This window comes from Leifsonia sp. L25, from assembly GCF_050632895.1.
In genome coordinates this window covers 64169-90001 of the sequence record NZ_JBODRZ010000001.1, presented here as the reverse complement: position 1 = coordinate 90001, position 25833 = coordinate 64169, and the positions used below count along the sequence as shown (strand labels likewise).

Annotated in this window: 21 protein-coding genes and 8 pseudogenes; 12 read left to right on the top strand and 17 right to left on the bottom strand. The window is 70.4% G+C overall.

The features are described 5' to 3' along the window. Nucleotides 1-8: 8 nt before the first annotated feature. Nucleotides 9-1832 carry a DEAD/DEAH box helicase gene (locus ACRAWC_RS00475; protein ID WP_431345983.1) on the bottom strand — a complete coding sequence of 608 codons (1824 nt, stop codon included), beginning with the start codon at nucleotides 1830-1832 and terminating at the stop codon, nucleotides 9-11. A gap of 106 nt (nucleotides 1833-1938) precedes the next feature. Between ACRAWC_RS00475 and ACRAWC_RS00470 the strand changes: the two are divergent. Then, nucleotides 1939-2732, top strand: a pseudogene (locus tag ACRAWC_RS00470) (SGNH/GDSL hydrolase family protein). A 20-nt stretch (nucleotides 2733-2752) separates the two neighbouring features. On the opposite strand, the gene ACRAWC_RS00465 reads toward ACRAWC_RS00470, so the two are convergent. From ACRAWC_RS00465 to ACRAWC_RS00455, 3 genes and pseudogenes are all read right to left on the bottom strand, one after another. Further along, a complete protein-coding gene (locus tag ACRAWC_RS00465) occupies nucleotides 2753-4804 on the bottom strand; it encodes an acyltransferase family protein (RefSeq protein ID WP_431345982.1) in 2052 nt (683 codons plus the stop codon). 328 nt (nucleotides 4805-5132) lie between these two features. Then, on the bottom strand, nucleotides 5133-6392 hold the full coding sequence (locus ACRAWC_RS00460) for a D-alanyl-D-alanine carboxypeptidase family protein (protein ID WP_431345981.1): 1260 nt from the start codon (nucleotides 6390-6392) through the stop codon (nucleotides 5133-5135). Nucleotides 6393-6445: 53 nt separating this feature from the next. Further along, a pseudogene (locus ACRAWC_RS00455) lies at nucleotides 6446-7260 on the bottom strand (TrmH family RNA methyltransferase). Nucleotides 7261-7341: 81 nt separating this feature from the next. Between ACRAWC_RS00455 and ACRAWC_RS00450 the strand changes: the two are divergent. Continuing rightward, nucleotides 7342-8186 (top strand): annotated as a pseudogene (locus ACRAWC_RS00450) (Sir2 family NAD-dependent protein deacetylase). A gap of 31 nt (nucleotides 8187-8217) precedes the next feature. Beyond that, on the top strand, nucleotides 8218-8817 hold the full coding sequence (locus tag ACRAWC_RS00445; RefSeq protein ID WP_431345980.1) for a histidine phosphatase family protein: 600 nt from the start codon (nucleotides 8218-8220) through the stop codon (nucleotides 8815-8817). On the opposite strand, the gene ACRAWC_RS00440 is transcribed toward ACRAWC_RS00445, so the two are convergent. Together ACRAWC_RS00440 and ACRAWC_RS00435 are read right to left on the bottom strand one after the other, a co-directional pair. Beyond that, nucleotides 8796-9911, bottom strand: a complete 1116-nt coding sequence (locus ACRAWC_RS00440; RefSeq protein ID WP_431345979.1) for a glycosyltransferase family 4 protein — start codon at nucleotides 9909-9911, stop codon at nucleotides 8796-8798. The genes ACRAWC_RS00445 and ACRAWC_RS00440 overlap by 22 nt on opposite strands. Then, nucleotides 9908-10872 (bottom strand): annotated as a pseudogene (locus ACRAWC_RS00435) (alpha/beta fold hydrolase). Before ACRAWC_RS00435 ends, ACRAWC_RS00440 begins: the two are co-directional and overlap by 4 nt. Nucleotides 10873-11129: 257 nt before the next feature. On the opposite strand from ACRAWC_RS00435, the pseudogene ACRAWC_RS00430 reads away from it, so the two are divergent. The 4 genes and pseudogenes from ACRAWC_RS00430 to ACRAWC_RS00415 form a co-directional block, all read left to right on the top strand. Further along, a pseudogene (locus tag ACRAWC_RS00430) lies at nucleotides 11130-11459 on the top strand (alpha-amylase family glycosyl hydrolase); the annotation flags it as partial. Continuing rightward, on the top strand, nucleotides 11414-12757 hold the full coding sequence (gene treS, locus ACRAWC_RS00425; RefSeq protein ID WP_431345978.1) for a maltose alpha-D-glucosyltransferase: 1344 nt from the start codon (nucleotides 11414-11416) through the stop codon (nucleotides 12755-12757). The pseudogene ACRAWC_RS00430 and the gene treS, both read left to right, overlap by 46 nt. 112 nt (nucleotides 12758-12869) lie before the next feature. Continuing rightward, the gene (locus ACRAWC_RS00420; RefSeq protein ID WP_431345977.1) at nucleotides 12870-13568 is read left to right on the top strand and encodes a 3'-5' exonuclease; all 699 of its coding nucleotides are present in this window, start codon (nucleotides 12870-12872) and stop codon (nucleotides 13566-13568) included. Between the two features lie 71 nt (nucleotides 13569-13639). Beyond that, nucleotides 13640-13966: a DUF4190 domain-containing protein gene (locus tag ACRAWC_RS00415; protein WP_431345976.1), complete on the top strand. Its 327-nt coding sequence runs from the start codon at nucleotides 13640-13642 to the stop codon at nucleotides 13964-13966. A 127-nt stretch (nucleotides 13967-14093) separates the two neighbouring features. Here the strand turns inward: ACRAWC_RS00415 and ACRAWC_RS00410 are convergent, their stop codons facing one another. The 3 genes and pseudogenes from ACRAWC_RS00410 to glgA all read right to left on the bottom strand — a co-directional run bounded on the left by ACRAWC_RS00410 (nucleotide 14094) and on the right by glgA (nucleotide 16486). Next, nucleotides 14094-14345, bottom strand: coding sequence for a type B 50S ribosomal protein L31 (locus tag ACRAWC_RS00410; protein WP_090038270.1), 252 nt, complete (start codon nucleotides 14343-14345; stop codon nucleotides 14094-14096). Nucleotides 14346-14479: 134 nt separating this feature from the next. Continuing rightward, nucleotides 14480-15280 carry an ABC transporter ATP-binding protein gene (locus tag ACRAWC_RS00405; protein WP_431345975.1) on the bottom strand — a complete coding sequence of 267 codons (801 nt, stop codon included), beginning with the start codon at nucleotides 15278-15280 and terminating at the stop codon, nucleotides 14480-14482. A gap of 19 nt (nucleotides 15281-15299) precedes the next feature. Beyond that, nucleotides 15300-16486 (bottom strand): annotated as a pseudogene (gene glgA, locus ACRAWC_RS00400) (glycogen synthase). A 46-nt stretch (nucleotides 16487-16532) separates the two neighbouring features. Here glgA and ACRAWC_RS00395 point away from each other — a divergent pair. Together ACRAWC_RS00395 and serB are read left to right on the top strand one after the other, a co-directional pair. Beyond that, nucleotides 16533-17775 (top strand): annotated as a pseudogene (locus tag ACRAWC_RS00395) (glucose-1-phosphate adenylyltransferase). Then, nucleotides 17772-18454: pseudogene (gene serB, locus ACRAWC_RS00390) on the top strand (phosphoserine phosphatase SerB). Before ACRAWC_RS00395 ends, serB begins: the two co-directional pseudogenes overlap by 4 nt. On the opposite strand, the gene ACRAWC_RS00385 reads toward serB, so the two are convergent. The 6 genes from ACRAWC_RS00385 to fabG all read right to left on the bottom strand — a co-directional run bounded on the left by ACRAWC_RS00385 (nucleotide 18399) and on the right by fabG (nucleotide 22198). Continuing rightward, nucleotides 18399-19034, bottom strand: a complete 636-nt coding sequence (locus ACRAWC_RS00385) for a S26 family signal peptidase (protein WP_431345974.1) — start codon at nucleotides 19032-19034, stop codon at nucleotides 18399-18401. The pseudogene serB and the gene ACRAWC_RS00385 overlap by 56 nt on opposite strands. Beyond that, on the bottom strand, nucleotides 19025-19351 hold the full coding sequence (locus tag ACRAWC_RS00380) for a hypothetical protein (protein WP_431345973.1): 327 nt from the start codon (nucleotides 19349-19351) through the stop codon (nucleotides 19025-19027). Before ACRAWC_RS00380 ends, ACRAWC_RS00385 begins: the two co-directional genes overlap by 10 nt. Further along, nucleotides 19348-20220 carry an RCC1 domain-containing protein gene (locus ACRAWC_RS00375; RefSeq protein ID WP_431345972.1) on the bottom strand — a complete coding sequence of 291 codons (873 nt, stop codon included), beginning with the start codon at nucleotides 20218-20220 and terminating at the stop codon, nucleotides 19348-19350. Before ACRAWC_RS00375 ends, ACRAWC_RS00380 begins: the two co-directional genes overlap by 4 nt. Continuing rightward, nucleotides 20217-20756 (bottom strand): hypothetical protein, encoded by a 540-nt coding sequence (locus tag ACRAWC_RS00370; RefSeq protein WP_431345971.1) that lies wholly within the window; start codon nucleotides 20754-20756, stop codon nucleotides 20217-20219. Before ACRAWC_RS00370 ends, ACRAWC_RS00375 begins: the two co-directional genes overlap by 4 nt. Nucleotides 20757-20770: 14 nt before the next feature. Then, nucleotides 20771-21334: a TasA family protein gene (locus ACRAWC_RS00365; RefSeq protein ID WP_431345970.1), complete on the bottom strand. Its 564-nt coding sequence runs from the start codon at nucleotides 21332-21334 to the stop codon at nucleotides 20771-20773. A 153-nt stretch (nucleotides 21335-21487) separates the two neighbouring features. Further along, on the bottom strand, nucleotides 21488-22198 hold the full coding sequence (gene fabG, locus ACRAWC_RS00360; RefSeq protein WP_431345969.1) for a 3-oxoacyl-ACP reductase FabG: 711 nt from the start codon (nucleotides 22196-22198) through the stop codon (nucleotides 21488-21490). Nucleotides 22199-22273: 75 nt separating this feature from the next. Here fabG and ACRAWC_RS00355 point away from each other — a divergent pair, with 75 nt between their 5' ends. Genes ACRAWC_RS00355 through ACRAWC_RS00345 form a run of 3 tightly spaced genes read left to right on the top strand, consistent with a single transcriptional unit; the run spans nucleotide 22274 to nucleotide 23717 of the window. After that, complete coding sequence (locus ACRAWC_RS00355; RefSeq protein ID WP_431345968.1) at nucleotides 22274-22633, top strand: DUF3099 domain-containing protein; 360 nt, start codon at nucleotides 22274-22276, stop codon at nucleotides 22631-22633. Next, nucleotides 22630-22854: a hypothetical protein gene (locus tag ACRAWC_RS00350; RefSeq protein WP_431345967.1), complete on the top strand. Its 225-nt coding sequence runs from the start codon at nucleotides 22630-22632 to the stop codon at nucleotides 22852-22854. Before ACRAWC_RS00355 ends, ACRAWC_RS00350 begins: the two co-directional genes overlap by 4 nt. Next, nucleotides 22851-23717 carry an SURF1 family cytochrome oxidase biogenesis protein gene (locus ACRAWC_RS00345; protein WP_431345966.1) on the top strand — a complete coding sequence of 289 codons (867 nt, stop codon included), beginning with the start codon at nucleotides 22851-22853 and terminating at the stop codon, nucleotides 23715-23717. The genes ACRAWC_RS00350 and ACRAWC_RS00345 overlap by 4 nt, the downstream gene beginning before the upstream one ends. 70 nt (nucleotides 23718-23787) lie before the next feature. On the opposite strand, the gene ACRAWC_RS00340 is transcribed toward ACRAWC_RS00345, so the two are convergent. Both ACRAWC_RS00340 and ACRAWC_RS00335 read right to left on the bottom strand, forming a co-directional pair. Continuing rightward, nucleotides 23788-25386 (bottom strand): ABC-F family ATP-binding cassette domain-containing protein, encoded by a 1599-nt coding sequence (locus ACRAWC_RS00340; RefSeq protein ID WP_431345965.1) that lies wholly within the window; start codon nucleotides 25384-25386, stop codon nucleotides 23788-23790. Nucleotides 25387-25490: 104 nt separating this feature from the next. Further along, complete coding sequence (locus ACRAWC_RS00335; protein WP_179605846.1) at nucleotides 25491-25820, bottom strand: metal-sulfur cluster assembly factor; 330 nt, start codon at nucleotides 25818-25820, stop codon at nucleotides 25491-25493. Nucleotides 25821-25833 lie beyond the last annotated feature (13 nt).

Below are 25833 nucleotides of genomic sequence, written 5' to 3'. Positions count from 1 at the left end.
GCGCGCCGCTACCGCCCGATCCGCTTGCGCAGCCACTCGATGCGCGCCTGGAGCTGCGACACGCTCGCCTGCGCCACCGCAGGTCCCCCGCAGACCCGACGCAGTTCGGCGTGGATGAGGCCGTGCGGTTCCCCCGAGTTCTTCGAGTAGAGGCCGACCAGGCTGTTGAGCAGCTGCCGCTGCTCCTTGAGCGTGCGGTGCAGCGGCGCGGGCGGGTGCCCGTCCGCGGCGGCCGGCCGGGCCGAATGCCGCCGCGCCTGCCGCTGCTGGCGCTGCATCAGGAGGTCGTGCACCTGGTCGGGCTCCAGGATGCCGGGGAGGCCGATGAAGTCGAGCTCTTCGTCCGTGCCCGGCACCGCGAACCCGCCGAACTCGCGCCCGTCGTACACGACGCGGTCGAAGTTCGCCTCCGATCCGAGCGCCTCGAACGCGAACTGCTCGGTGAGCGCCTCCGAGGCCCGGCCCTCCTTGTTGGCCTCCGCGACCAGCGCGTCCTCCGGGTTCCAGAGGTCGCCCTCGCCGCCCTCGGCCGACGGCCGGTCGAGCGCGTGGTCGCGCTCCAACTCCAGCGCGTTCGCCAGCGCCATCAGCGTCGGGACGTTCGGCAGGAACACCGACGCCGTCTCGCCGCGTCGCCGCGCCCGCACGAAGCGTCCGATCGCCTGCGCGAAGAACAGCGGAGTGGATGCACTCGTCGCGTACACACCGACCGCCAGACGCGGCACATCGACGCCCTCCGACACCATCCGGACCGCGACCATCCACCGCGATTCGCCCGCGGCGAAGTCGGCGATCCGATCGCTGGCCTCCTTCTCGTCCGACAGCACGACGGTGACGGGCTCCCCGCTGATCTGCTGCAGCAGGTCGGCGTAGGCGCGGGCCGCGTAGTGGTCGGTCGCGATCACCAGGCCGCCGGCGTCGGGGATGGAGTTGCGCACCTCCGTGAGCCGGCGATCCGCTGCGTTCAGCACCGCCGGGATCCACTCGCCGCGCGGGTCGAGCGCCGTGCGCCAGGCCTGCGACGTGATGTCCTTGGTGTTGCCCTCGCCGAGCCGCGCCTCCATCTCGTCGCCGGTCTTGGTGCGCCAGCGCATGTGCCCGGCGTAGACCATGAAGATCACCGGGCGCACGACGCCGTCGCTGAGCGCGCGGCCGTACCCGTAGTTGTAGTCGGTGACCGAGGTGCGGATGCCCTGCCGGTCGGGCAAGTACGACACGAACGGGATCGGCGCGGTGTCGGACCGGAACGGCGTCCCGGTCAGCGACAGCCGCCGGGTGGCACGCTCGAACGCGTCCCGGATCCCGTCGCCCCAGGAGAGCGCGTCGCCGCCGTGGTGCACCTCGTCGAGGATGACAAGTGTGCGGTACGACTCGGTGATGTCCTTGTGCAGGCTCGGCCGCATCGCCACCTGTGCGTAGGTGACCGCCGCGCCCTTGTAGTGCCGGGCGTACCGGCCGTCCGCGTTGCGGAAGTCGGGGTCGAGGTGGAGGCCGACCCGGGCTGCGGCCTCCGCCCACTGCCGCTTGAGGTGTTCGGTGGGCGCCACGACGGTGACCCGCTCGATCACGCGCCGCGACAGCAGCTCGGTCGCGAGGCGCAACGCGAACGTGGTCTTTCCTGCGCCGGGCGTCGCGGCCGCGAGGAAGTCGCGCGGCTCGTTCACGAAGTAGGCGTCGAGCGCCTCCGCCTGCCAGGCGCGAAGCTTGCCCGCGGTGCCCCAGGCGGCACGCTCGGGGAACGACGGGGAGAGGTGCTCGGCGGCAAAGCTGCCCGCGCGGGCGCCGGCGGAAAGCTCCAGCTCTGCCGCGTCCGCGGGTACGCCTGCGCTCATCCCGGGCTCATCGGGCGAGGGTGCTGCGTTCGTCTCCACTTGGATCGAATCTACCGGAGCCGCCTGACAATCGTGGGCGGGTGCGTTCGCGATGCAGAATGGTGGGATGGTCGAAGCTCAGCATCCGTGGTCCCGCTACGTCGCGCTCGGCGACTCGTTCACCGAGGGCATCGGCGACCCGGAGCCGCGCAGCCCGGGCGGCCATCGCGGCTGGGCCGACCGCGTGGCGGAGGTGCTGAGCAGCAAGACGGACGACTTCGCCTACGCGAACCTGGCCGTCCGCGGCAAGCTGATCAAGCAGATCCTGGACGAGCAGGTCGACGTGGCGGTCGCCCTCCACCCCGACCTCATCACCATCTCGGCCGGCGGCAACGACGTCATCCGCCCCGGCACCGAGCCGGACGCGATCGCCGCGCTGCTCGACGAGGCGGTCGGCCGGTTGAGCGCGGACGGCGCCACGGTGGTGGTCTTCACCGGAGTGGACGTGGGCTTCTCCCCGTCTTCCGCGGCATCCGCGGCAAGGTCGCGATCTACAACGAGAACGTCCGCGCGGTCGCGGCGAAGTACGACGCGATCGTGGCCGACCAGTGGTCGCTGACGGAGATCCAAGACGTCCGCATGTGGGCGCCGGACCGCCTCCACCTGGCTCCGCTCGGCCACCACACGGTCGCGCGCATGGTCCTGGCGGCCTTGAATGTGGACAACGACCTCCAGCCGCTGGCGCCCGAGCCGCTGCCGACCCGGACGTGGCGGCAGGCCCGCGCGGAAGACTTGTCGTGGGCGCGGGAGTACCTCGTGCCGTGGGTGCTGCGACGCGTCCGGCACCAGTCGTCGGGGGATCATGTGCTGCCGAAACGGCCGCAGGCGGGGCCGTTCGTGATCGAAGTGGATGAGGGGTAAGGGCGGGACGCACGCGCTCGTCACGACGAGGGCGGCCTAGCGACTGCTTCTCCAGTGACACTGATCTGCTGCCGAGCAAGGAGCTCCACGAACGCCGGGGCGATGTGCCGTGAGTACTCCTCGGTCAGATGGATGTCATCGAACTTGATCGGCATGCCCGCGGCGAACGCGGGGCACCGCGACGACACGCAGAAGAGCGGCCGACTGTCGATCCAGGCTCCGTCGAACTCGGTCGCGAGCGCGGACTCGGCGGATCCCATTGACTTCCATCGTGAAGGCACCGTCGACACACACGCGTCCGGCCCCGTTCGAGGTGAGTAGCACTCGCGCACATCCTTCTCAGCGGGTGGGGGTGCCAAGAGCAGGACCGTGCCCACGTTCGGTGCGATCCGTACGAGGAATGGGCGCACTCCGTCGGCGTACTCCTTCGGCGTGAATGTTTTGCCGTCGCTGGTCTTCGTGAGCGGGATGTAGGTGTTGGAGACGACGACGATGTCCGGCTTCATCGCAGCGATGGTTTCGATCGCCTGTTCTTTGCGACCGGGGCACGCCTTGTTGAAGGACTCGCCCCCGTTGGTTGTCTCGAATTCGACGAAGGGGCACCCGTACATTCCGAGCGAGCTGACCTTGAGCTGGCCGTTCGAGCTTTCCGCAAGCGCTCGGAGCAGCGGAACATAGCTGGCCGATGTCGAATCGCCCACGATCACCAACGAATGCGGCGCGTCCCCGGCGCCCCACGTACAAGCCTCCAAGCCGGGAAAGATCTGATTCGCGCACGCATTCGTCGCTTCATCCCGCTTGTAGCCGGCGATCACGCTGTCCATGCTCGGGTCGAGCGCTGGCCAGCTCTTCTCCTTCAGGGCGGTCGCGATCGCTGACGACAAGGAGTCGAGCTCGCTCCCGTCGACTCCACGTTCGAGCGCGTTTCCTGGCGTAGGCGGCGGCGTCTTCTCAGCGGTGACTTCCGGGTTCCTGGCCTGGCGATCGACGAAGAACGCAAGTACCAGAACGGCGGCCGTCGCTGTCGCCGCGATTCCAAGCACCACGGCCTTGGACGCCGAGCCGCGGGTCCTGCGACGCTTCTTCTGCGGCTCCAACCACCGCGACTTCCGCACCGTCTCCTCCACGAACCGGTACGTCACCTCCGACAACCCGAACGCGACCACGATCGACACGACCGCCGGGATCGCCGTCTTCTCCCCCGGCAGCCCCCGGAACGCCTCCGTGATGAGGATGAGCGCCGAGAAGTGCCACAGGTACAGCGAGTACGAGATATCGCCGACGTGCGTCATGACCGGGTTGGCGAGCGGATTCAGCCACGCGAGTCGCGGCCGCCACGGGAAGGCGATGAACACCGCCGCGCTCACCACGGCGACGAGCGCCCCCGGCGCCGGGAAGCCAGCCCCCGATGGCGTGATCACCGACGCGGTCAGCATCCCCGCCAGCGACAGCAGCATGAGCACCGGCCGCCACACCGCAGGCAGGCGGTCGAACAGCGGCATGCAGAGAGCCACCGTGGAGCCCACCGAGAGCTCCCACAGCCGCGCCGGCGTGATGAAGTACGCGGTGGCGCTGTCGGCCTGGGTGAGCTGGAGGGCCACCAGGAAGAGGCCTGCCGTGATCACGGCGCACAGCGCGCCGGCCAGGACCCGCGGACGGTGTCGGCCCGCCGCGAGCAGCCCCAGCACCAGGACCGCGACCGGCCAGACCAGGTAGTACTGCTCCTCCAGGCTGAGCGACCAGTAGTGCTGCAGCGGCGACGTCTGCGCGCCCTGCGCGAAGTAGTCCGTCGACACGGCCGCGAACCGCCAGTTGGACACGAAGAAGAGCGCCGCGACGCCGTCCCACACCGTCGAGAGGAACCGTCCGGGGCCGAACAGCGCGAAGGCTCCCGCGACCGTCACCGCGATCACGGTCGCGGAGGCCGGGATCAGCCGGCGGATGCGGCGGCGGTAGAACGCGAGGAAGCGGATCGTGCCCGAGCGCTCGTACTCCCGGTACAGCAGCGACGTCATCAGGAAGCCCGAGATGACGAAGAAGATGTCGACGCCGACGAAGCCCCCGCCGGCCACTCGAACGCGTGATTGAGCACGACGAGCCCGACCGCGAGAGCGCGCAGGCCCTGCAGGTCGAGTCGCTTGATCGTGGGAGGAGTCGCCGGACCGCTCGTCGTGGTGGAGGAGCGGCGCCCACGGGCTTCGGCGCGCGTGAGGGGCTGGGTGTCAGACGTCATGTGATGTGGGGCCTCAGCGGATGTCGGGGAACCTCAACACGGTAAGGGGACGCACGACGTCATCCCACCTCCCGACCTCCCGAAGCCACGGGGCGCCCGGGACCACGGGATACGACCTCACCCCGAGTCTCACCCGCGCGGTCAGCGCAGGCCGTCGGGAGCGAGGACTAGGTCCCCAGTCCCCCGGGATGCGCCAAGCGCCACCCGAACCCCGGGTCCGGCACATCCTTCGCGAGCGCCAGGTCCACCGTCTTCGCGACCCCGTTGACGGTGAACGTCACGTGCCCCACGATGTCGCCCTTGAACCCCGACTGCAGTCGCTGCGTCGTCAGGTCGACGGTGATCGGCGTGTCCGACCACACGACGAAGCTCTGTCCCGAGGTCGCCACCACGTTGGAGGCCGCGCCCCATTTGGTCGTGTACGACCCGAAGACCTGTCCGGTCGTCGCCGCCGTCACCTCGTGGAAGCCGGACTGCATGCTCGTCAGCAGCCCGCTCACCCCGGCCCACAGCGTGTCGTGGTCGGCCGCGCCCAGCACCACGCCGACCACGCGCACCTTCTCCGTGCCGACGGGGACCTCGGCCGAGAACAGCAGGCAGAATCCCGCCTCGTCGGTGTTGCCTGTCTTGATGCCGTCCACACCGTCCACGCCCAGCAGCGCGTTCGTGTTGTCCTGCGCGCCGGCTCCCGGGAGGGTCGCCGACTTCTCCGAGACGATCGCCGACAGCGCGGGCGAGGCGAGCACGAGCTTGCCGATGCCGATCAGGTCCTTCGTGGTGCTCACGTTGCCGGGGTCGAGGCCGTCCGGTGTCACCACCTTGGTGCCGCTGAAGCCCTTCGACGCGAGCCAGCCGTTCGCCGCCTTGAGGTACGCGGAGGTGGAGCCGTACGCCCAGTTCGCCAGGGAGATGGCGTAGTTGTTGGCCGACGGGAGGAGCATCGCGGTGAGCGCCTGCTTCTCCGTCATCGACGTGCCCGCCTTCACCGGGGCCCAGGAGCCGCCGGCGGCGATGACCTGGTTCCAGATGTCGACATCCTTCTGCGTGAACGAGATGGTCGGCCCGTCCGCGTTTCCGTCGAGCGGCTTGGCCTGAAGCACGACGAGCGCCGTGATCGTCTTGGTCATGCTCGCGATCGGCATGCTCGCGTCGCTGCCGTGGTACTGGGTCGCGCCGGGGAAGTCGGGCGCGGTGATCCCGGCCGACCCGTAGCCCGGCCAGTTGAGCTGCGCGGCGGCCTGCGTGAGGGAGGTCTCGTGCTGCGTGACCGCGGCGGTGGCCGGCACCGGGGTGAGGATCGAACCGAACACGTAGAGCAGGGCGATCAGGAGCACGCCCCCGACCCCGAAGACGACGATCCGGCGACGGCGGTAGACCTGCTTGCGGTTCAGACTGCGCGGCGGATCGGCGAGGACTTGCTGAGGCACCTTCGGATTCTAGGGGGACCCAGTGAGGCATCCGCTGAGAACGCGCCAGACGATCACGCCTCCGACGCCACCCGCATCGCCCACAGCGCCACCGCGCTCGCCGACGCCACGTTCAGCGAGTCCACGCCGTGCAGCATCGGGATGGTCACCACCGTGTCCGCCGCCGCCAGCGCACGCCGGCTCAACCCGTCGCCCTCCGCCCCGAACACGAGCGCCGCGCGCTCCGGAGCCCGGGCGGCGTACTCGTCCAGTCCGACGGCGTCGTCCGCGAGGGCGAGCGCAGCGATCTCGAAGCCGGCCTCATGCAGCAGCGGCGCCGCCTCGTCCCACTCCGGGAGGCGCGTCCACGGCACCTGGAGGACGGTGCCCATGCTCACCCGGACGCTCCGCCGGTAGAGCGGGTCTGCACAACGCGGGCTGATCAGCACCGCGTCGGCGCCGAGGCCGGCGACGCTGCGGAAGATCGCCCCGACGTTCGTGTGGTCGACGATGTCCTCCAGCACCACGACCCGGCGCGCTCCCGCGAGCAGCTCCCCCGGGTCCGGCAGTTCCGGACGGTGCATCGCCGCCAGCGCCCCGCGGTGGAGGTGGTATCCGGTGAGCTGCTCCAGCACCGCCGAGTCCCCCACGAACACCGGGACGTCCGGATAGTCGGCCAGCAGCGGCGCCACATCGTCCAGCCACTGCTCCTGCAGCAGCACGGACCGCGGACGGTGGCCCGCGGCCAGCGCGCGGGTGATGACCTTGGTCGACTCCGCGATGTAGAGGCCCCCTCCGGCTCGGTCACACGCCGCAGCGCGACGTCCGTCAGGCGGGAGTAGTCGGCGAGGCCGTCGGCGGTCAGGTCGGTCACACGGTGGATCTGCACCCGTCCAGATTGCCAGTCGCCGGAAACAAACTCGAAAAGCGGCCGGTTTAGACTTCGGGAAGAACCGACCGGGAGGTGCCAGTGACCACGCTGACGACCGAGCTCTCACCCGAGCTCTCGCGCGGCATCGACGAGGTCGAGGGGCTCCTCGCCGGGCGGACTTTCGCGGTGCTGACCGGCGCAGGCGTGTCGACGGACTCCGGCATCCCCGACTACCGCGGCGAGGGCGCTCCGAAGCGCACGCCCATGACCTTCCAGCAGTTCCTCGCCGACGACCGGTACCGCAAGCGGTACTGGGCCGGCAGTCACCTCGGCTACCGGCGGTTCGCGGCGGCGCACCCGAACGACGGCCACCGCGCGCTTGCGGCTCTGGAGGTCGCGGGCGCGGCGAACGGCGTCATCACGCAGAACGTGGACGGCCTCCACAAGCAGGCGGGCAGCCGCCGTGTGGTCGACCTGCACGGCTCGATGGACCGCGTCGTCTGCCTGGTCTGCGGCCAGATCTTCGCGCGCGAGGCGATCACCGCGCGCATCGACGCGGCGAACCCGTGGCTGGCGACCGAGGGCGCCGTCGAGATCGCCCCGGACGGCGACGCGATCGTCACCGACGTCGACTCCTTCGTCGTCCCGGACTGCACGGTCTGCGGCGGCCACCTGAAGCCCGACGTGGTGTTCTTCGGGGAGTTCATCCCGGCCGAGAAGTACCGGGAGGCCAGCTCCCTGGTGCGCGCGGCGGACGCGCTGATCATCGCGGGCTCGTCGCTCGTGGTGAACTCCGGCATCCGGCTCCTGGAGGAGGCCCGCCGCAAGCGCCTCCCGATCGTGATCGTCAACCGGGGGAGACCAAGGGCGACCCGCGGGCCACCGTTAAACTGGACGGCGGGACCACGGAGACGCTGGTCGAGCTGGCGCGCCGGCTCGCCTGACCCGCCGCGCGTCCTCGACGAAAGGACGCGCGTGACCCTCATCTCCCTCGTTCGGCACGGTCAGACCGACTGGAACCTGGCCAAGCGCATCCAGGGCTCCAGCGACATCCCGCTCAACGGCACGGGACGGGCGCAGGCGGAGGCGACGGGCCGGGCGCTGGCCGGAGGCCGCTTCGACGCGGTGTACGCGAGCCCGCTCAGCCGGGCACTCGACACCGCGCGGATCATCGCCGGGCACCTGGGGCTCGGCGAGCCGGGCAAGCTGCCGGCCGTTGCCGAGCGGCAGTACGGCGAGGCGGAGGGGCTGACCGGCGCCGAGATCCTCGAGCGCTGGCCGGAGGGCACGCCCGTCCCCGGACGCGAGTCCCGCGAGGAGGTCGTCGAGCGCGCGCTCCCCGCCCTGCTCGAGCTGGGCGACGCGCACCCCGGACAGAACCTGATCGTGGTCAGTCACGGCGGAGTGATCGGCTCGCTGGTCCGGCACGTGACCGGCCACGCGCTCCCCGGGCCCGGGGAGGTCATCCCGAACGGCTCGGTGCACCGCTTCCGCTACGACGATGGCCGGCTGACGCTGGACCGCTTCAACCTCGGCCCGGAGGACCGCGACCTCTACACGGCGTCGGTGCTCTGAGCCCGGCGGCCGCGCCGGGCGGACCTGGTCGCCGTCGCGGTCAGGACCGTCAGCAGGTGGTCGGCGGACGCCGTCCAGGTGAACCGTCCGGCCTCGCGCCGGGACGCCGCCGAACGCTGCGCCCATACGCCGGGCTGCTCCAGGTGCCGCACCCGCGCCGCGAGCGCGTCGGCGTCGTCGGCCGGGAAGTACAGCGCCGCCGCGCCGCCGATCTCGCGGAAGATGGGGATGTCGCTGACGACCACCGGCGTTCCGAGCGTCATCGACTCCACCAGCGGGATGCCGAAGCCCTCGTCGCGCGACGCCGTCACGAGAGCAGTCGCCCGCGCGAGCGTCTGGGCGTAGTCCTCGTCGGTCGCGCCGTCGTGGAAGACCAGCCGCGCCCCGGGCGCCAGCGCCGCGAGCCGGTCGCGCTCCGCGGGCGTGACCCGGCTCATCAGGTGGAGCTGGTAGTCCGGGAGCTGCGCGGCCGCGCGCACGAGCGTGTCCACGTTCTTGTACGGCATGAACGAGCCCATGTAGACGAGCGCTTTCGCCTCCGGGGCGGTGCGCGCCAGCCGCTCCTCCGGGAGGGCCGGCATGTCCGCGGCGTTCGGCACGACGTAGACCGGGCGCGAGGTCAGGTGGTGCTCGGCGATGAGCTCCTTGGTCGTCTCGGACACGGTCACGACCGCGTCCGACCGGTTGAGCAGCATTCGCTGCGGCCACCAGGCCAGGTGGTACAGCCGCCACAGCGCCCGCACGAACCCCGGGAGGTCGCGCGGCGGTGTCGGGTGCCGGTAGTAGATCAGGTCGTGCACGGTGAGGATCAGCCGGTAGCGCCGCCCGAAGCTCCCCATCGTCTGCATGGGCGAGAACACGATGTCGGGCTTCAGCTTGTTGACCCGGCGGGCGACCAGCGGCTCCAGGGCGGAGGTCGGCGCGGCGGCGAGCTCCCACGGGAGGTCGGGCAGCAGCTCGAGTTGGCGGTGGTCGCTGATCAGCATCGTGACGGCGTGCCGCTGGGCCAACGCACCGACGAGTCCGGCCGTGAACCGGCTGATGCCGTCGTGCCGGCCGATGCGGGTGTAGCGGCAGTCGAAGACGATCCTCACGCGCTCTCCTCGCGGTTCGTGGCGGCGTCTCCCTCGGTCAGGAACTCCTCGATCGCTCGCGCGGCCTCCCCCGGCTTCTCGTAGTGGATGAGGTGGCCGACATCCCCGATCTCCACGAGCCGCGCGTCCGGGAACAGCCCGCGCAGCCGGCGCTCGGCGGCGATCGGCGTGATGTCGTCGTCCACCGCGGCGACGAGCAGTGTCGGCTCCGGCACGCTCGCCGCGTACTCGCTGACGTCGTGCGCTACCGAGGCCCGGAACGCCTGCAGCACCACTCGCCGGTCGCTGAACGCCGAGAAGTAGCTGTCGTGCTGGCCGTGGATCCACGCCCGCAGTGAATGGTCGCGGGTCTTCGCCATCGCGATGCTCATCACGCGGACGATGATCCGGTTGCGCAGCAGGGCGAAGCCGAGACGTTCGGGCAGCGCCGCCGCGAGCCAGTAGTAGAAGATCGCGAGCCGGGTGAGGACGCCGCGCGGGCCCGCGAGCGCGGGCTGACCGATCGGGTTGACCAGCACGACCGCGTCGGGCCGCTCCCCGCGTCCTCGGCCAACGTCGCCGCGACCACGATCGAGCCGAACGAGTGCCCGAGCAGCACGACCCTGCCGCGCAGGCCGAGCCCGGCGACGAACGCGCGCAGCCACGCCGAGTAGCCGGCGATGTCGTGGTCCACCTCCGTCAGTGGAGTGGACTCCCCGAAGCCGGGGAGGTCGGGCGAGATCAGCCGCGGACCTCCGCCGAGTTGGGCGACCACCGGCTCCAGCCCGTGGTGGTCGCCGCGGAAGCCGTGCACCAGCACGAGGGTGGTGTCGGCGTCGGGGTCGCCGTAGTCCCAGTAGCGCGTCAGCCCGCCCAGCAGCGGGAGCTCCGCGCGGCGGACCGGGACACGGCCCAGGGCCTCCGCGTACGGAGAGGCGGCGGCCCGGTACGGGGAGGCGGCGTACCGTGTCGAGGAGGTCATCGTCGTCCAGTCTAAGCCGGGTCCGGAGCAGGAACCCGGTGAATGCGGCCGGAGGACTGGACAGCCCACCGCCCGCAGGTCCTAGACTTCTCTGGATGTAATCGCTTGCATGACCCCACCGTGCACGACCCCCGAGCTCGCTGCCCCGACGGCGTGGCCGCTCGAGAAGGAGAACCGTGAGTTTCACCGCGCCCATCACGCTGCCCGGGCTCACCCTCGATCCGCAGTGGTACCGCCGCGCCGTGTTCTACGAGGTGATGGTCCGCTCCTTCGTGGACAGCAACGGCGACGGCTCCGGCGACATCGGCGGCCTGACCTCCAAGCTCGACTACCTGCAGTGGCTCGGCATCGACGCGCTCTGGCTGCCGCCGTTCTTCCTGTCGCCGCTCCGCGACGGCGGCTACGACGTGTCCGACTTCAAGGCGATCCTGCCCGAGTTCGGCACGATCGAGGAGTTCCGCGACCTGGTGACCAAGGCTCACGAGCGCAACATGCGCATCATCATCGACCTCCCGATGAACCACACCTCCGATCAGCACGAGTGGTTCCAGCAGTCGCGCAGCGACCCGAAGGTCCGTTCGGCGACTTCTACGTGTGGAACGACACCGACGACAAGTGGCCGGACATCCGGATCATCTTCGTGGACACCGAGGACTCCAACTGGGCGTTCGACGAGGCCCGCCGGCAGTTCTACTTCCACCGGTTCTTCTCGCACCAGCCCGACCTCAACTTCGAGAACCCCGCGGTCCACGACGCCATGTTCGACGTGGTCCGGTTCTGGCTCGACCTCGGCGTGGACGGCTTCCGGCTCGACGCCATCCCCTACCTGTACGAGTCGGACGAGGGCAACGGCGAGGGCGAGCCGCCCACCCACGAGTTCATCAAGAAGCTGCGGGTGATGGTCGACCGCGAGTACCCGGGCCGCATGATGATCGCCGAGGCGAACCAGTGGCCTCGCGAGGTGGCGGCCTTCTTCGGTTCGGAGGACGAGCCGGAGTGCCACATGGCGTTCGACTTCCCGGTGATGCCGCGGATCTTCTACGCGCTGCGCAGCCAGCAGGCCTCCGAGCTGATCCGGGTGCTGTCCGAGACGACGGACGTCCCCGAGGGCTCCGCGTGGGGCGTGTTCCTGCGCAACCACGACGAGCTCACGCTGGAGATGGTCAGCGAGGAGTACCGCCAGGCGATGTACGGCTGGTACGCCTACGACCCGCGGATGCGCGCCAACATCGGCATCCGCCGGCGCCTGGCGCCGCTGCTCGACAACTCGCGCGCCGAGCTGGAGCTCGCCCACGCGCTGCTGTTCTCGCTGGAGGGCAGCCCGTTCCTCTACTACGGCGACGAGATCGGGATGGGCGACAACATCTGGCTGCCCGACCGCGACAGCTCGCGCACGCCGATGCAGTGGACGCCGGACCGCAACGCCGGCTTCTCCACCGCCGACCCCGGCAAGCTCTTCCTGCCGGTCGTCCAGTCGCTCGTCTACCACTACAACCAGGTGAACGTGGAGGCTCAGCTCGCCCAGTCGCGCTCGCTCCTGCACTGGATCCGCAACGTCATCCACGTCCGCAAGGCGCACCCGGTGTTCGGGCTCGGCGATATGCGCGTGCTGCCCACCGACCACGAGTCGGTGCTCGCCTTCGTGCGCAGCTACGCGGGCAGCGGGACGCACTTCGGCGACCAGCCGGAGGACGTGCTGTGCGTGTTCTCCTTCGCGCACAACCCGGTGTCGGTGACGCTGGAGGCGCCCGAGTTCGCCGGGAGCGCGCTGTACGACCTGTTCGGCGGCGGCGAGTTCCCGACGGTGGCGGAGGACGGGCGCTTCACGCTCACGCTCGGCACCCAGAACTTCTACTGGCTGCACATCGAGCCGCACCGGGCGTGATCCGCCTCCACCGACGGGCACGTATACGCCCCGTCTCACGGTTTCAGGGGCGTTAACGCGCCCCTCGGCGTGTGTTCCCGGCGGTGACGGAGGTCGTTCCTACGCTGGCTGCATGAGTAACTGGCATCACGAACTCGGCGTCTTCGATCTGGAGACCACGGGTGTGGATGTCGAGACGGCCCGGATCGTCACCGCCCACGTCGGGCTCCTCGGCGAGGACGGCGAGGTCAAGCACGGCCGGTACTGGCTGCTCGACCCGCAGGTGGAGATCCCGGCGGAGGCCACGGCGGTGCACGGCATCACCACCGAACTCGCCCGGGAGAAGGGCATGGACGCCGGCGCCGGAGTGGACGCGATCGTCGACCAGCTCCGCCGCCTCTTCGACCGCGGCATCCCGGTGGTCGCCTACAACGCCCCGTACGACTTCACGCTGCTCGACCGGGAGGCCCGCCGCCACGGCGTCGAGCCGCTGCATTCCCCCGGTCCGATCATCGACCCGCTGGTGATCGACCGGGCGGTGGACCGCTACCGCCCCGGCAAGCGGACGCTCACGGTCACCGCCACCCATTACGGCGTGGAGCTGATCGCCGCCCACGACGCCGGAGCCGACGCGATCGCCGCCGGCCGGCTCGCGCAGGCGCTGGCCCAGCGGCACGTCGAGGAGCTGGCGATGGCCGCAGCGGACCTGCACAGCAAGCAGGTGGACTGGTGCCGCGAGCAAGCGGCCGACTTCCAGGAGTACATGCGGCGCGTCCGCGACCCGGAGTTCACGGCGTCGGGCGCGTGGCCTCTGCACGCCTGGCCCGCCTGACCGGCTCTGCCGTTCGCACCCCGCAGGCTGGGGGCTGACGCGCATCCCCTCGGGTCGCTACTGTCTGAGACATGAGCGACCCCGACCTGAACCCGCAGCCCCTCCCGCCGCAGCAGCCGCAGCAACCGCAGTACGGCGCCTACCAGCCGCCGGCACAGCCCGGCTACAACACCATGTCGATCGTGGCCTTCATCCTCGCGTTCTTCGTGAGCGTCGTGGGCATCATCCTGGGCTTCGTCGCCCTCTCCCAGATCAAGCGCACCGGCGAGCAGGGCCGCGGCCTCGCCCTCGCGGCCGTCATCATCGGCTTCGTGGAGGTGGCGATCGGCATCCTGGTAGTCGTCTTCGTGTTCATCGGCCTGGGCATCGCCGCCTCGCACGGCTACCGAAACTACTGAACGAAGCGCTCACATTCGGCACGAATGTCGCGAGTGGCGACGCCAAACGGGACATTCGGCACGAATGTCCGCCGCTGTATAACGCGAACGACCCCGCCCTCTCGGGCGGGGTCGTTCGCGGTGCGGCTTACTTGCCGAAGTTCTTGTAGCGCGTGTTGAACTTCTCGACGCGGCCGGCCGAGTCGAGGATGCGCTGCTTGCCCGTGTAGAACGGGTGCGACTCCGAGGAGATCTCGACGTCGATGACCGGGTAGGTGTTGCCGTCCTCCCACTCGATGGTCTTGTCGCTGCTCACGGTGGAGCGGGTCAGGAAGGTCGCACCCGAGGCCAGGTCGCGGAAAACCACGGGGGCGTAGTCGGGGTGGATGCCAGTCTTCATGAGGACTTCCTTGTTGCGTAGTGTTCGGTCGGTCGTGTCCGCGCGCTTCAGCGCGTTGACGGAAAGCTTTTCGGTTCGCACCTGTCAGATCGATGGATCGTGCGGGGAACCAGCTATCGAGTTTAGCAGATACCTCAGTCGCTCGCGGCCTGACGCGCCCGGGCCGTGAAGCGGCCCTCAGTCTCGGTGAGCTCCACGTCGACGCCGAAGGTCGCGCTGAGCGACTCGCTCGTCAGCACCTCGCCGATCGGGCCGGCGGCGGTGACGCGGCCGTCCTTGAGCAGCAGCGCGCGGTTGAAGCCGAGCGGGATCTCCTCGACGTGATGGGTGACCATCACGATCGCCGGGGACTTCGGGTCGCTCGCGTACCCGCCGAGCAGCTGGACGAGCTCCTCGCGGCCGCCGAGGTCGAGGCTAGCGGCGGGCTCGTCGAGCAGCAGGATCTCCGGGTCGGTCATGACCGAGCGGGCGATCTGCACGCGCTTCTGCTCGCCGTCGCTCAGGCTGCCGAAGGAGCGCTCGGCGAGGTGATCGAGGTGCCACTCCGAGAGCACCCGGCGGGCGCGGCGCTCGTCGATGTCCTCGTAGAGCTCGTTCCAGCGGCCGGTCACGGCGTACGCGGCTGTCATCACGACGTCGAGCACGCGCTCGGTGCGCGGGATGCGCCGGGCCAGCGCGGTCGACGCGAAGCCGATCAGGGGGCGCAGCTCGGACAGGTCGCTGTGGCCGACGGTCTCGCCGAGCACCACGGCCTCCCCCGACGACGGGTGGATGGCCGCCGCGGCGACCTGCAGCATCGTGGTCTTGCCTGCGCCGTTGGGGCCGAGGATGACCCAGCGCTCGTCCGGTTCCACCGTCCAGTCGACGTTCTGAAGGACGGGGTTGCCGTCCCGGACTACGGACACGTCGTGAAGACGGAGAACACTGCCTGCCATGCGCTCTAGCCTACCGGCGTCAGGCGGAGGCCACGGACCGGTAGACGGCGCGGGTCTGCTCGGCGATCGCGGTCCAACTGAACTCGGTCTCGGCGCGCTCGCGGCCAGCGGCGCCCATCCGGGCCGCGCGCTCGGGGTCGGAGGCCACCTCGGTCAGCGCGGCCGCGAGGTCGCGGACGAACGCCTCCGGGTCGGTCGGCGTCCCGGTGCCGTCCGTGAGCTGCTGGATCGGCACCAGCCGGCCCGTCACGCCGTCGACGATGACCTCGGGGATGCCGCCGGTCGCGGTCCCGACGACCGGGAGGCCGCACGCCATCGCCTCCAGGTTCACGATCCCGAGCGGCTCGTAGATCGAGGGGCAGACGAACACCGTGGAGGCCGTGAGGGCCGCCCGCAGCTCGTCGTTCGGCAGCAGCCGGTCGATCCAGACGACGCCGTCGCGCTCGGCCTGCAGCCCCTCCACCAGGCCGGTCACCTCGGCGAGGATCTCCGGGGTGTCCGGAGCGCCGGCGCAGAGGATGACCTGCACCTCCGGCGGCAGCATCCGGGCGGCACGCAGCAGATACGGGAGGCCCTTCTGCCGGGTGATCCGCCCCACGAAGATGACGGCCGGACGATCCGGGTCGATGCCGAGAGCGCGGGCCTTGTCGGCGTCGTGCAGGGGGTCCAGCGCTCCAGGTCGATGCCGTTGTAGACGACGGTGACCTTCTGCGGGTCCAGCGCCGGGTACGAGGAGAGGATGTCGCGGCGCATGCCGTCGCTCACGGCGATGACCATGTCGGCGGCTTCGAAGGCGGTCTTCTCGATCCAGCTCGAGACGCGGTAGCCTCCGCCGAGCTGCTCGGCCTTCCACGGCCGCAGCGGCTCCAGGCTGTGCGCGGTGACCACGTGCGGCACGCCGTGCAGGAGCTTCGCCACGTGGCCGCCCGCGTTCGCGTACCAGGTGTGCGAGTGGACGACGTCCGCTCCCCCGCAGTCCTGCGCCATCTGGAGGTCGACCCCGAGCGTGGTGATCGATCCGTTGGCCGCCGCGAGCTCGGCCGGGACGCGGTACGCGAAGGTGTCCGCCTCGTCCCGCGGCTCGCCGAAGCAGCGCACGCGAACCTCCGTATCGGTCCTCAGCGCGCGGACCAGCTCGGTCACGTGCACCCCGGCGCCGCCGTAGATGTCCGGCGGGTACTCCTTGGTCAGAAGATCAACGCGCATGACGAGAACGCTAGTACAGCCCCCGGATGCCTCTACTGTGGTGCCTATGGCAGCAGGCAAGAAGATCTTCGGCATCGTGCTCGCGGGCGGCGAAGGGAAGCGGCTGATGCCGTTGACCGCCGACCGCGCCAAGCCCGCGGTGCCGTTCGGCGGACAATACCGGCTCATCGACTTCGCGCTGTCCAACCTGATCAACTCCCAGTTCCGCCAGATCGTCGTGCTGACGCAGTACAAGTCGCACAGCCTCGACCGGCACGTGTCGCAGACCTGGCGGCTGGACGGGATGCTCAACTCCTACATCGCGTCCGTGCCGGCCCAGCAGCGGCTCGGCAAACGCTGGTTCAGCGGCTCGGCCGACGCCATCCTGCAGAGTCTCAACCTGCTGCGCGACGAGCGGCCCGACATCGTGGTGGTGGTCGGCGCCGACCACGTCTACCGCATGGACTTCAACCAGATGCTGCAGGCCCACATCGACTCGGGCGCTCCCGCGACGGTCGCGGCGATCCGTCAGCCGATCTCGCTCGCGGACCAGTTCGGCGTCATCGAGGTGGACGCGGGCAAGCCCGACCGGATCGCGGCGTTCCGCGAGAAGCCGAAGGACCCGGTGGGCCTGCCGGACTCTCCCGACGAGGTGCTCGCCTCGATGGGCAACTACGTCTTCGACGCCGACGCCCTGATCGACGCGGTCGTCCGCGACGGCGACCGACCCGACTCCAACCACGACATGGGCGGGGACATCATCCCGGACTTCGTGGCGCGGAACGAGGCCGCCGTCTACGACTTCAACAACAACGACGTGCCGGGATCGACCGACCGCGACCGGTACTACTGGCGCGACGTGGGGACCATCGACTCGTTCTTCGAGGCCCACCAGGACCTCATCTCGGCGCTGCCGGTGTTCAACCTCTACAACCGGGAGTGGCCGATCTTCAGCCAGGTGCTCAACTCCCCCGGCGAAGATCGTGCGCGACGGCCGCGGGGCGCTGGGCACCACGATCGACTCGATCGTCTCGCTGGGCTCCGTCATCTCCGGGGCGCACCTCGAGCGCAGCGTGCTCGGCCCGTGGGCCACTGTCGCCTCCGGAGCCAAGGTGATCGACTCCGTCGTCTTCGACCGCGCCCTGATCGAGCCGAACGCGTTCGTCGGCCGGGCCATCCTCGACAAGGACGTGGTCGTGGCGGAGGGCGCGCGCATCGGCGTGGACCCCGAGCGCGACCGCGCGCGCGGCTTCACGGTCACCGAGTCCGGCATCACCGTGGTCGGCAAGGGAGTGCACGTCCTCCCATGACGCCCGGTCACCAACACGACGGCGTCCGTCCCTCCGAGCGTGCCGCCCGCTTCCTGGTGGTCCTCGACGCCGACTCGACCCTCATCCACGACGAGGTGATCGAGCTGCTCGCCGAGGAGGCCGGCTCGCGCACCGAGGTCGCCGAGATCACCGAGCGCGCCATGCGCGGCGAGCTCGATTTCGAGGAGAGCCTGCGCGAGCGCGTCCGAACCCTGGAGGGCCTCCCGGTCTCGGTCTTCGAGCGCGTCGGGGAGCGCATCCGCGTGACCGACGGCGTGCCGGAGCTCATCGCCGGCGTCCAGGCCGCGGGCGGCGAGGTCGGGGTGGTCTCCGGCGGCTTCCACGAGCTGCTCGACCCCTCGGCGAACGGCTGGGCCTGGACCACTGGCGCGCCAACCGGCTCGCCGTGGCCGACGGTGTGCTGACCGGCGAGGTCGACGGCCCCGTCGTCGACGCCGCCGCGAAGGCGCAGGCCCTGCTGTTCTGGGCGGCGGAGTCCGGCGTGCACCTGCGTCAGACCGTCGCGATCGGCGACGGCGCGAACGATCTGCGGATGATGGCGGAGGCCGGGCTCGCCGTCGCGTTCAACGCCAAGCCGCGCGTGCGCGAGGAGGCCGACCTGGTCATCGACCGGCAGGACCTGGCTCAGGTGCTGCCGCTGCTGGGGTTGCGGGGCTGACGGCCGTGCGCAGGTCGGCGGCCTCCCGTCGACCCGCGCGATGCCGGTGCGCCCGCCGCCGGGACGGGATGGCGATCAGCCCGAGCAGCGCGAGCGTCGCCACCAGGATCCAGGGCGAGCGCACCTGGGCGATCGCCGCGCCCACCCCTGGCGCCGACCAGACGAGCCGTTGGGCGCCGTCGGTCACGTCGTAGGGGGCGGCGTCGGACGCCTTGTTGGCGTCGCCGCGCATCGAGACGAGCCACAGCCCCGTCGCGTGGTCGATCGACACCACGCGATGTGTGACCAGTGCGCCGTCGCCTGCCCGTGGCGCACTGATCACGTCGCCCACCGCGATGTCGGGCGCGGCGATCGGCAGGGTGACGGCGAGCGAGCCGGCCGGGGTCGTCGGCGCCATGGATCCGGTGGAGAAGATGATGATGCGCATCCCGGTGAGCATCGCGACAGCGGCCACCGCGACGCAGAGGAGGCCGAGCACCGCCGCCACGTTCAGCGCCAGGCCGGCGGGGCGGCTCAGGCCGGCGGGGCGGCCCAGGCCGGCGGGGCGGCCCTGCGTGGCGGGACGGCCCATCACGGCCACCGCACGATGAGCACCGGGGTGCTGAAGGAGGTCCGCGACGCCGTGTCGTCGGTGCCGAGCTGCCCCGACGAGTTCGATCCGGCCGCGGAGAACTCGCCGCCCGTCGCGATCTGCAGCGCGTGCGCGCTGCCCGCGGCGACGGCGAGCAGGGTGACCCCCGGCGGGAGCGCCACCGCGGTCGGCGACGCCCGGTCGGCGGTGTCGCCGAGCCCGAGCTGTCCCGAGGTGTTGAGGCCCCAGGCGTACAGGGTGTGCTGGTCGTCCCAGGCGTAGAAGGAGCTCGCTCCGGTCGACGGGACGCTGACAACCGCGCTCACGACATGGGTTCCCGCGAGCGTGGTCTCCTGCGCGAGCGCCGACTGGACGCGCCCGAGTAGAGCCGGCCGTCTGCTGTCCAGGCGAATACGAACGCGTTGCCCGCGATCAGCCCGCTGACCGGCGAGTCCGGCGGGAGGCCGCTGAACGTGACGCCGCCGGTCGCGCCGTACAGGGTCCCGAACCCGGCGACGGCCGTCCCGCCGTCCACGGACGCGATCCCGAAGAACCGGCCGGCGGACGCGCTCGTCACGAAGCGGGTGTCCAGTCCCTGCGCCGTCACGAGGCCCGGCGTGTACAGGTCGGCGGACGCGGGCCGGCCCAGCCGCCCTCCTCCCGAAGTGCCCCAGGAGTAGAGCTGTCCGCTCGACGTCCAGGCGAGGAAGAAGTAGCCGCCCGCAGACGCGCCGACGACCCCGAGGCCGGACAGGCTCGGGACGAGGGCCGGACGGGTGACCCCGGTCGTGACGTCGCTGTTGCCCCAGGTGTACACGTCGCCCGTCGTCGTGACGGCGATCGACATGTTGATGCCCGCGGACGCCTCGGCGACCGCCGCCCCGGACGGGAACGGCACCAGGGTGGGGATCGGGCGCGCCGTGTAGTCGCCGACCCCGAGCTGCCCGCTGTCGTTCGCACCCCACGCGTACAGCCGGCCGTCGGCGGTCCAGCCGAGGGAGTAGTCGTCGCCGGCGTCGACGCCCGCGAAGTCGAGCGGGACGGCGGCGGTGCTCGCGAACGAGGCCCGCACTCCGCCCGTCGCGGTGAAGGCCGCATCCGCGGTGTTCCCCGGCGCCACAGCGAGAAGGGAGGCGGCGGCGAGGATCCCGGACGCCACCGCGAGCACCCGCGCGGCCGTACGCCGGCCGCTCACGACGCCGTCCTCCCCCGACGCCGCCGTCCGGCCGCGCGGATCGCCCACCCGGCGAGGGCGACGACGACGGCGACCAGCAGCGTCGGCGAGAGGTCGAGCCCGGTCTCGGCGAGGCCGCCCGGGCCACGGCCCGCGGGCGGTGCGGCCACCGTTCCGCCGCACTCCTCCGGTGTGATCTGCGTGGCCGTCAGGAACAGGGTCGCCTGCCCCGACGCGTTCTGGTATTCGTTGCCCGCGGCCTGGGGAAAGGTCACGTCGACGAGCACCCGGGCGTGCGTGTCCGCCGGGAGGGCGTCGGCGCGGAGGGGGCACGCGCCGGTCGTGCCCCCTCCCGCGTCCGTACTCCGGACGATGTCGAAGCCCACCTGGAGTGGATGCGCGCCGACGGTCAGCACGCCCTCCCGGCTCACGACGCCGCTGAGCTCCACCGGATAGGCGAAGGTGTTGGTCACCGTCAGGCTCGCCGTGACGTGGTCCCCCGGCTTGAGGCCCGTCCAGGACGCGCCGGGAGGATCGGTCACGATCGACGCCCGCACGGGCGCGGAGTCGATCACGCCTGGGTGGCCGTGAAGGGCAGCACGACGGTGATGGTCTGCCCTGCGACCTCGGTGCCCGCCGCCGGGTCGAGCGTCACCGCGAAGTGTAGGGTGCGCCCTTTCGCCGAGCCGCCCGAGCCGATGTCGAGCACGCTGAAGGTCGCGCCCGTGAGCGGCCCCGTGTAGAGCGTCACCGGCGACGCCGGGACTGTCGTGTCGGTGATCACCACGGCGAGTTCGTCCTGCAGTGCGGACGCCGGCGTCCCCGCGCTGTTCGTGATCTGCGGGACCGCGAGCGCGACGTCCGCGTCGATCGTGCCCGAGTTGTACACCTGGAGGTCGCGGTCGACCGTGTCGCCCGGCGCCAGGTTGTCGAAGCCCGCGCTGAAGTCCACCATGTAGTCGGTGGGGTTGCCGTCCTGGTCCGCGTCGAACTTCAGGTCGAGGGACCCGGAGGTGAACGTCGTCTGCACGTTCCCCGAGTCCGTGAACGCGGCGAGCGTCAGGCCGACCGCCGCGCTGAGCACGATGCCCATTGCGGCCAGGAGTTTGGTGCGGGGCGTGAGTGTGAGAGCCATCGAGACCTCCGGATCGTTGCCGTCGTCCGTCGTCGTCGTCGGACAGGAGGCAACCTACTCCCGAGAAACCTCACATTTCTATTCGATATGCGAGAAAATCACCCGGGCACCACCCGCGCGGGCGGCGTCACGGGACGCGCCGCGAGGGCTCTCTCAGTGCCCCATCCCGAGGCCGCCGTCGACCGGGATCACGGCGCCGGACACGTAGCCCGCGTCGTCCCCCGCGACCCACGCGACCACGCGCGCCACCTCGTTCGGCGAGGCGAAGCGGCCGGCCGGGATGTTGCGCTTGTACTCGGCCTGCTGCGCCTCCGGGAGGGCGGCGGTCATGTCGGTCTCGATGAAGCCGGGGGCGACCACGTTGGCCGTGATCCCGCGGGCGCCGAGCTCGCGCGTGATCGAGCGGGCCATGCCGACCAGCCCGGCCTTGCTGGCCGCATAGTTGACCTGCCCTGCGGAACCGTACAGACCCACGACGCTCGAGATGAGCACGATGCGACCCCAACGCGCCTTGAGCATGCCCTTGGAGGCGCGCTTGACGACGCGGAACGCGCCGCCCAGGTTGGTCTGCACGACCGAGTCGAACTCCTCGTCGCTCATGCGCATGAGCAGGGTGTCCTTCGTGATGCCGGCGTTCGCCACGACGACCTCGACCGGGCCGAGCTCGGCCTCCACCTGGGTGAAGGCGGCGTCGACGGAGGACGCGTCGGTGACGTCGGCACGCACCGTGAGCGCGCCGGCCGGGCCCTCGCCCGAACGCGCCGTCACCGCCACGCGATGCCCCTGAGCGAGGAACTCCTCGGCGATCGCGTAGCCGATCCCCCGGTTCCCTCCGGTGACGAGCACAGTGCGCGGCGTGGTCATGCAGACGATCCTTTCGATGATTCGGCCCGGAGCGGGCCGGTACCAGTTTATGGACGTAGTCTGGTGTCAACGCACATGAAGCAGCCACGCCCGTCCATCACCAATCTCCCGCTCTCGCCGGACGAAGAGCGCAAGCGGCGGATGATCAAGTACTCCGTCGCCATGGGAGTCCGTATCGTCTGTCTCGTCGTCGCGATCTTCCTCGGCTGGCCGTGGGCGGCCATCCCGCTGATCGGCGCGGTGTTCCTGCCGTACTTCGCGGTGGTCATCGCCAACGTCGGCGCGGAGCCGCATGAAGCGGAAGCACAGCGTCCGGGCAATATCCTTCCGATGGCGCCCCCGCCCGGAAGGCGCCGGGACGACACGGGCGAGCAGCCCGGCGACGAGCCGCACGGCAGCACGCACGGTGCGAACGCGCATGAGGAGGACGAGTGATCGGACTGGGTGATCCCGAGCCGCTCACCTGCTCGCGCGCCGGCTGCCGGGAGACCGCGTCGTGGCGGATCGAGTGGCGCAACCCGCGCATCCACACCGCCGACCGGGTCAAGGCGTGGCTGGCGTGCGGCGAGCACGTGGACTACCTGCGCGAGTTCCTCGCGGCGCGTCAGTTCCCGGTCGCCGTCCTGCCCGTCGGCGCTGAGCGGACGACAGCGTGAGCGCACCGGAGCAGAAGTCCGTCGGCTGGAGCTTCGCGATCTCCCGCCGCTGGTTCGGTTACCTGGCCTTCGCGATCGTGTTCGCCATCGCCTGCGGCTTCCTCTCCAACTGGCAGCTCGCGCGCAGCAAGGAGGCCGCGGCCGCCAACGCGCTGATCTCCGCCAACTTCTACTCGCACCCCGTCCCGCTCGACCAGGAGCTGCCGTCGCTCACCGCCTACTCCCCCTCGCAGGAGTGGACGCGCGTCACCGTGACCGGCACCTACGAGAAGGACAAGGAGATCCTGGCCCGCAACCGCCCGTTCAACGGCTCCCCCGGCTTCGAGGTCCTCACCCCACTGCGCACCGCCGACGGCTCGCTGTTCATCGTGGACCGCGGCTGGGTGCCCACCGGCAGCAACACGGACCAGCCCGACCACGTGCCGGCCGCACCCTCCGGAACCGTGACCGTCATCGCACGGCTGAAGGCCAGCGAGCCGGCCATCCAGGGCCGCACCGGCGTCGGGATGCAGGTCGGCACCATCCAGCTCTCGGTCGTCAAGCAGAAGCTCGGCGGCGCTGACGTCTACACCGGAGCGTATGGGCTGCTCGCCTCGCAGAAGCCGAGCCCCGCGAGCGCGCCGACGCCGACCGTCACCGATCCGCCGACGCAGGACGAGGGGCTGCACTGGTCGTACATGATCCAGTGGATCATCTTCGCGCTGATCGGCTTCTTCGGTCTCGGCTACGCGCTCCGCACCGAGTACCGCAAGCGCAACGAGCACGACCCGGCCGAGCAGGCCCGCGCCGCCGAGCGCGCCCGCCGCCGAGCGCTCCGACGCACCGACGCCGACGTCGAAGACGAACTCCTGGACACCCACTAGGCCCCGACATTCGGCACGAATCGCGGCTCCGAGCGCGTCAGAGTCGCGATTCGGCACGAACGTCGTGGGGCTACGCCAGCGAGATCAGGTCGAGGTAGTCGCGATTCCAGTGGTCCTCGACGCCGTCCGGGAGGATGAGCACCCGCTCCGGGTTCAGCGCCTCCACCGCGCCCTCGTCGTGGCTGACCAGCACGACAGCGCCCTCGTAGTGGGCGAGCGCGTCGAGGATCTCCTCGCGGCTGGCGGGGTCCAGGTTGTTGGTCGGCTCGTCCAGCAGCAGCACGTTCGCGCCGGACACCACGATCATCGCCAGTGCGAGCCGGGTCTTCTCGCCGCCGGAGAGCACGCCGGCCGGCTTGTGCGCGTCGTCGCCGGTGAACAGGAACGAGCCGAGCACCTTGCGCGCCTCGGTCTCGGTCAGGTTCGGTGACGACGACACCATGTTCTGCAGCACGGAGCGCTCGACGTCGATCGTCTCGTGCTCCTGCGCGTAGTAGCCGACGCGGAGGCCGTGGCCGGGCTCCACCATGCCGGTGTCGGGCTTGTCGACGCCGGCGAGCATCCGCAGCAGCGTGGTCTTGCCCGCACCGTTCAGCCCGAGGACGACGACCTTCGACCCGCGGTCGATCGCGATGTCGACGGCCGTGAAGATCTCCAGCGAACCGTAGCTCTTGGACAGGTCGGAGGCCGCGAGCGGCGTCCTGCCGCACGCCGCAGGGGTCGGGAAACGCAGTTTCGCAACCCGATCGACCTGGCGCACCTCGTCCAGGCCGGCGAGCAGCTTCTCGGCCCGGGCGACCATCTGGTGCGCGGCAGCGGCCTTGGTCGCCTTGGCGCCGAACTTCGCGGCCTGGAGCTGGAGCGCAGACGCCTTCTTCTCGGCGTTGGCGCGCTCCTTCTTGCGGCGCTCCTCGTCGGCGGCGCGCTGGCGCTGGTAGTTCTTCCAGCCCATGTTGTAGATGTCGATGACCTGGCGGTTCGCGTCCAGGTAGAAGACCCGGTTGACCGTCTCGCCGACCAGTTCCACATCGTGCGAGATCACGATGAAGCCGCCGGAGTAGTTCTTGAGGAAGTCGCGCAGCCACACGACGGAGTCGGCGTCGAGGTGGTTCGTCGGCTCGTCCAGGATCATCGTGCGCGCGTCCGAGAACAGGATGCGCGCCAGCTCGATGCGGCGGCGCTGGCCTCCGGAGAGGGTCTTCAGCGGCTGGTCGAGGATGCGGTCGGGCAGGTTCAGGTTGGAGGCGATGGAGGCCGCCTCCGCCTCGGCCGCGTAGCCGCCGTGCATGTGGAACTGCTCCTCCAGCCGGCCGTACTTCTTCATGGCCGCGGCGGAAACCTCTGCGTCGTCGCTCGCCATGTCGTGCGTGGCCTGCTGCATCCCGAGGACGATCGAGCCGAGGCCACGGGCATCGAGGATGCGCGTGCGCGCGAGGTCGTCCAGGTTGCCCGAACGCGGGTCCTGCGGCAGGTAGCCGAGCTCGCCCGAGCGGTCCACCTTGCCGGCCGTCGGCAGCAGGTCGCCGGCGAGCACCTTGGTCAGGGTGGTCTTGCCGGCGCCGTTGCGGCCGACGAGCCCGATCTTGTCGCCGTCGGCCACGCGGAAGCTGACGCCCTCCATCAGCAGGCGCGCACCAACACGCAACTCGAGATCGTGCACGGCAAGCACAGCAGTATTCCTTACGTTCAGAAACCAGCGATCCGTTCCTCACTTTCTGCCGCGACACGCCGGGGCGCAGCGGGAGAAAGCGAGGAACGGATTGCGGGAGAAAGTCAAATGGCGAAGCCGAGGGCGCGCATCATGTCGCGGCCGTCGTCGGTGATCCGCTCGGGGCCCCACGGCGGCATCCACACCCAGTTGATGCGGAAGGCTTCGACGATGCCGTCGAGGCTCTCGGCGGTCTGCTCCTCGAGCACGTCGGTCAGCGGGCAGCCGGCGCTCGTGAGCGTCATCGAGATGATGAGGGCGTTGTTCTCCTCATCCCAGGCCAGGTCGTAGATGAGGCCCAGGTCGACGACATTGATCCCGAGCTCCGGGTCCATGACGTTCTTGAGCGCCTCTTCGACCTGGTCGAAGAGGGCGGGGCTCAGCGTGGCGGGCATGATCGGATTCTAC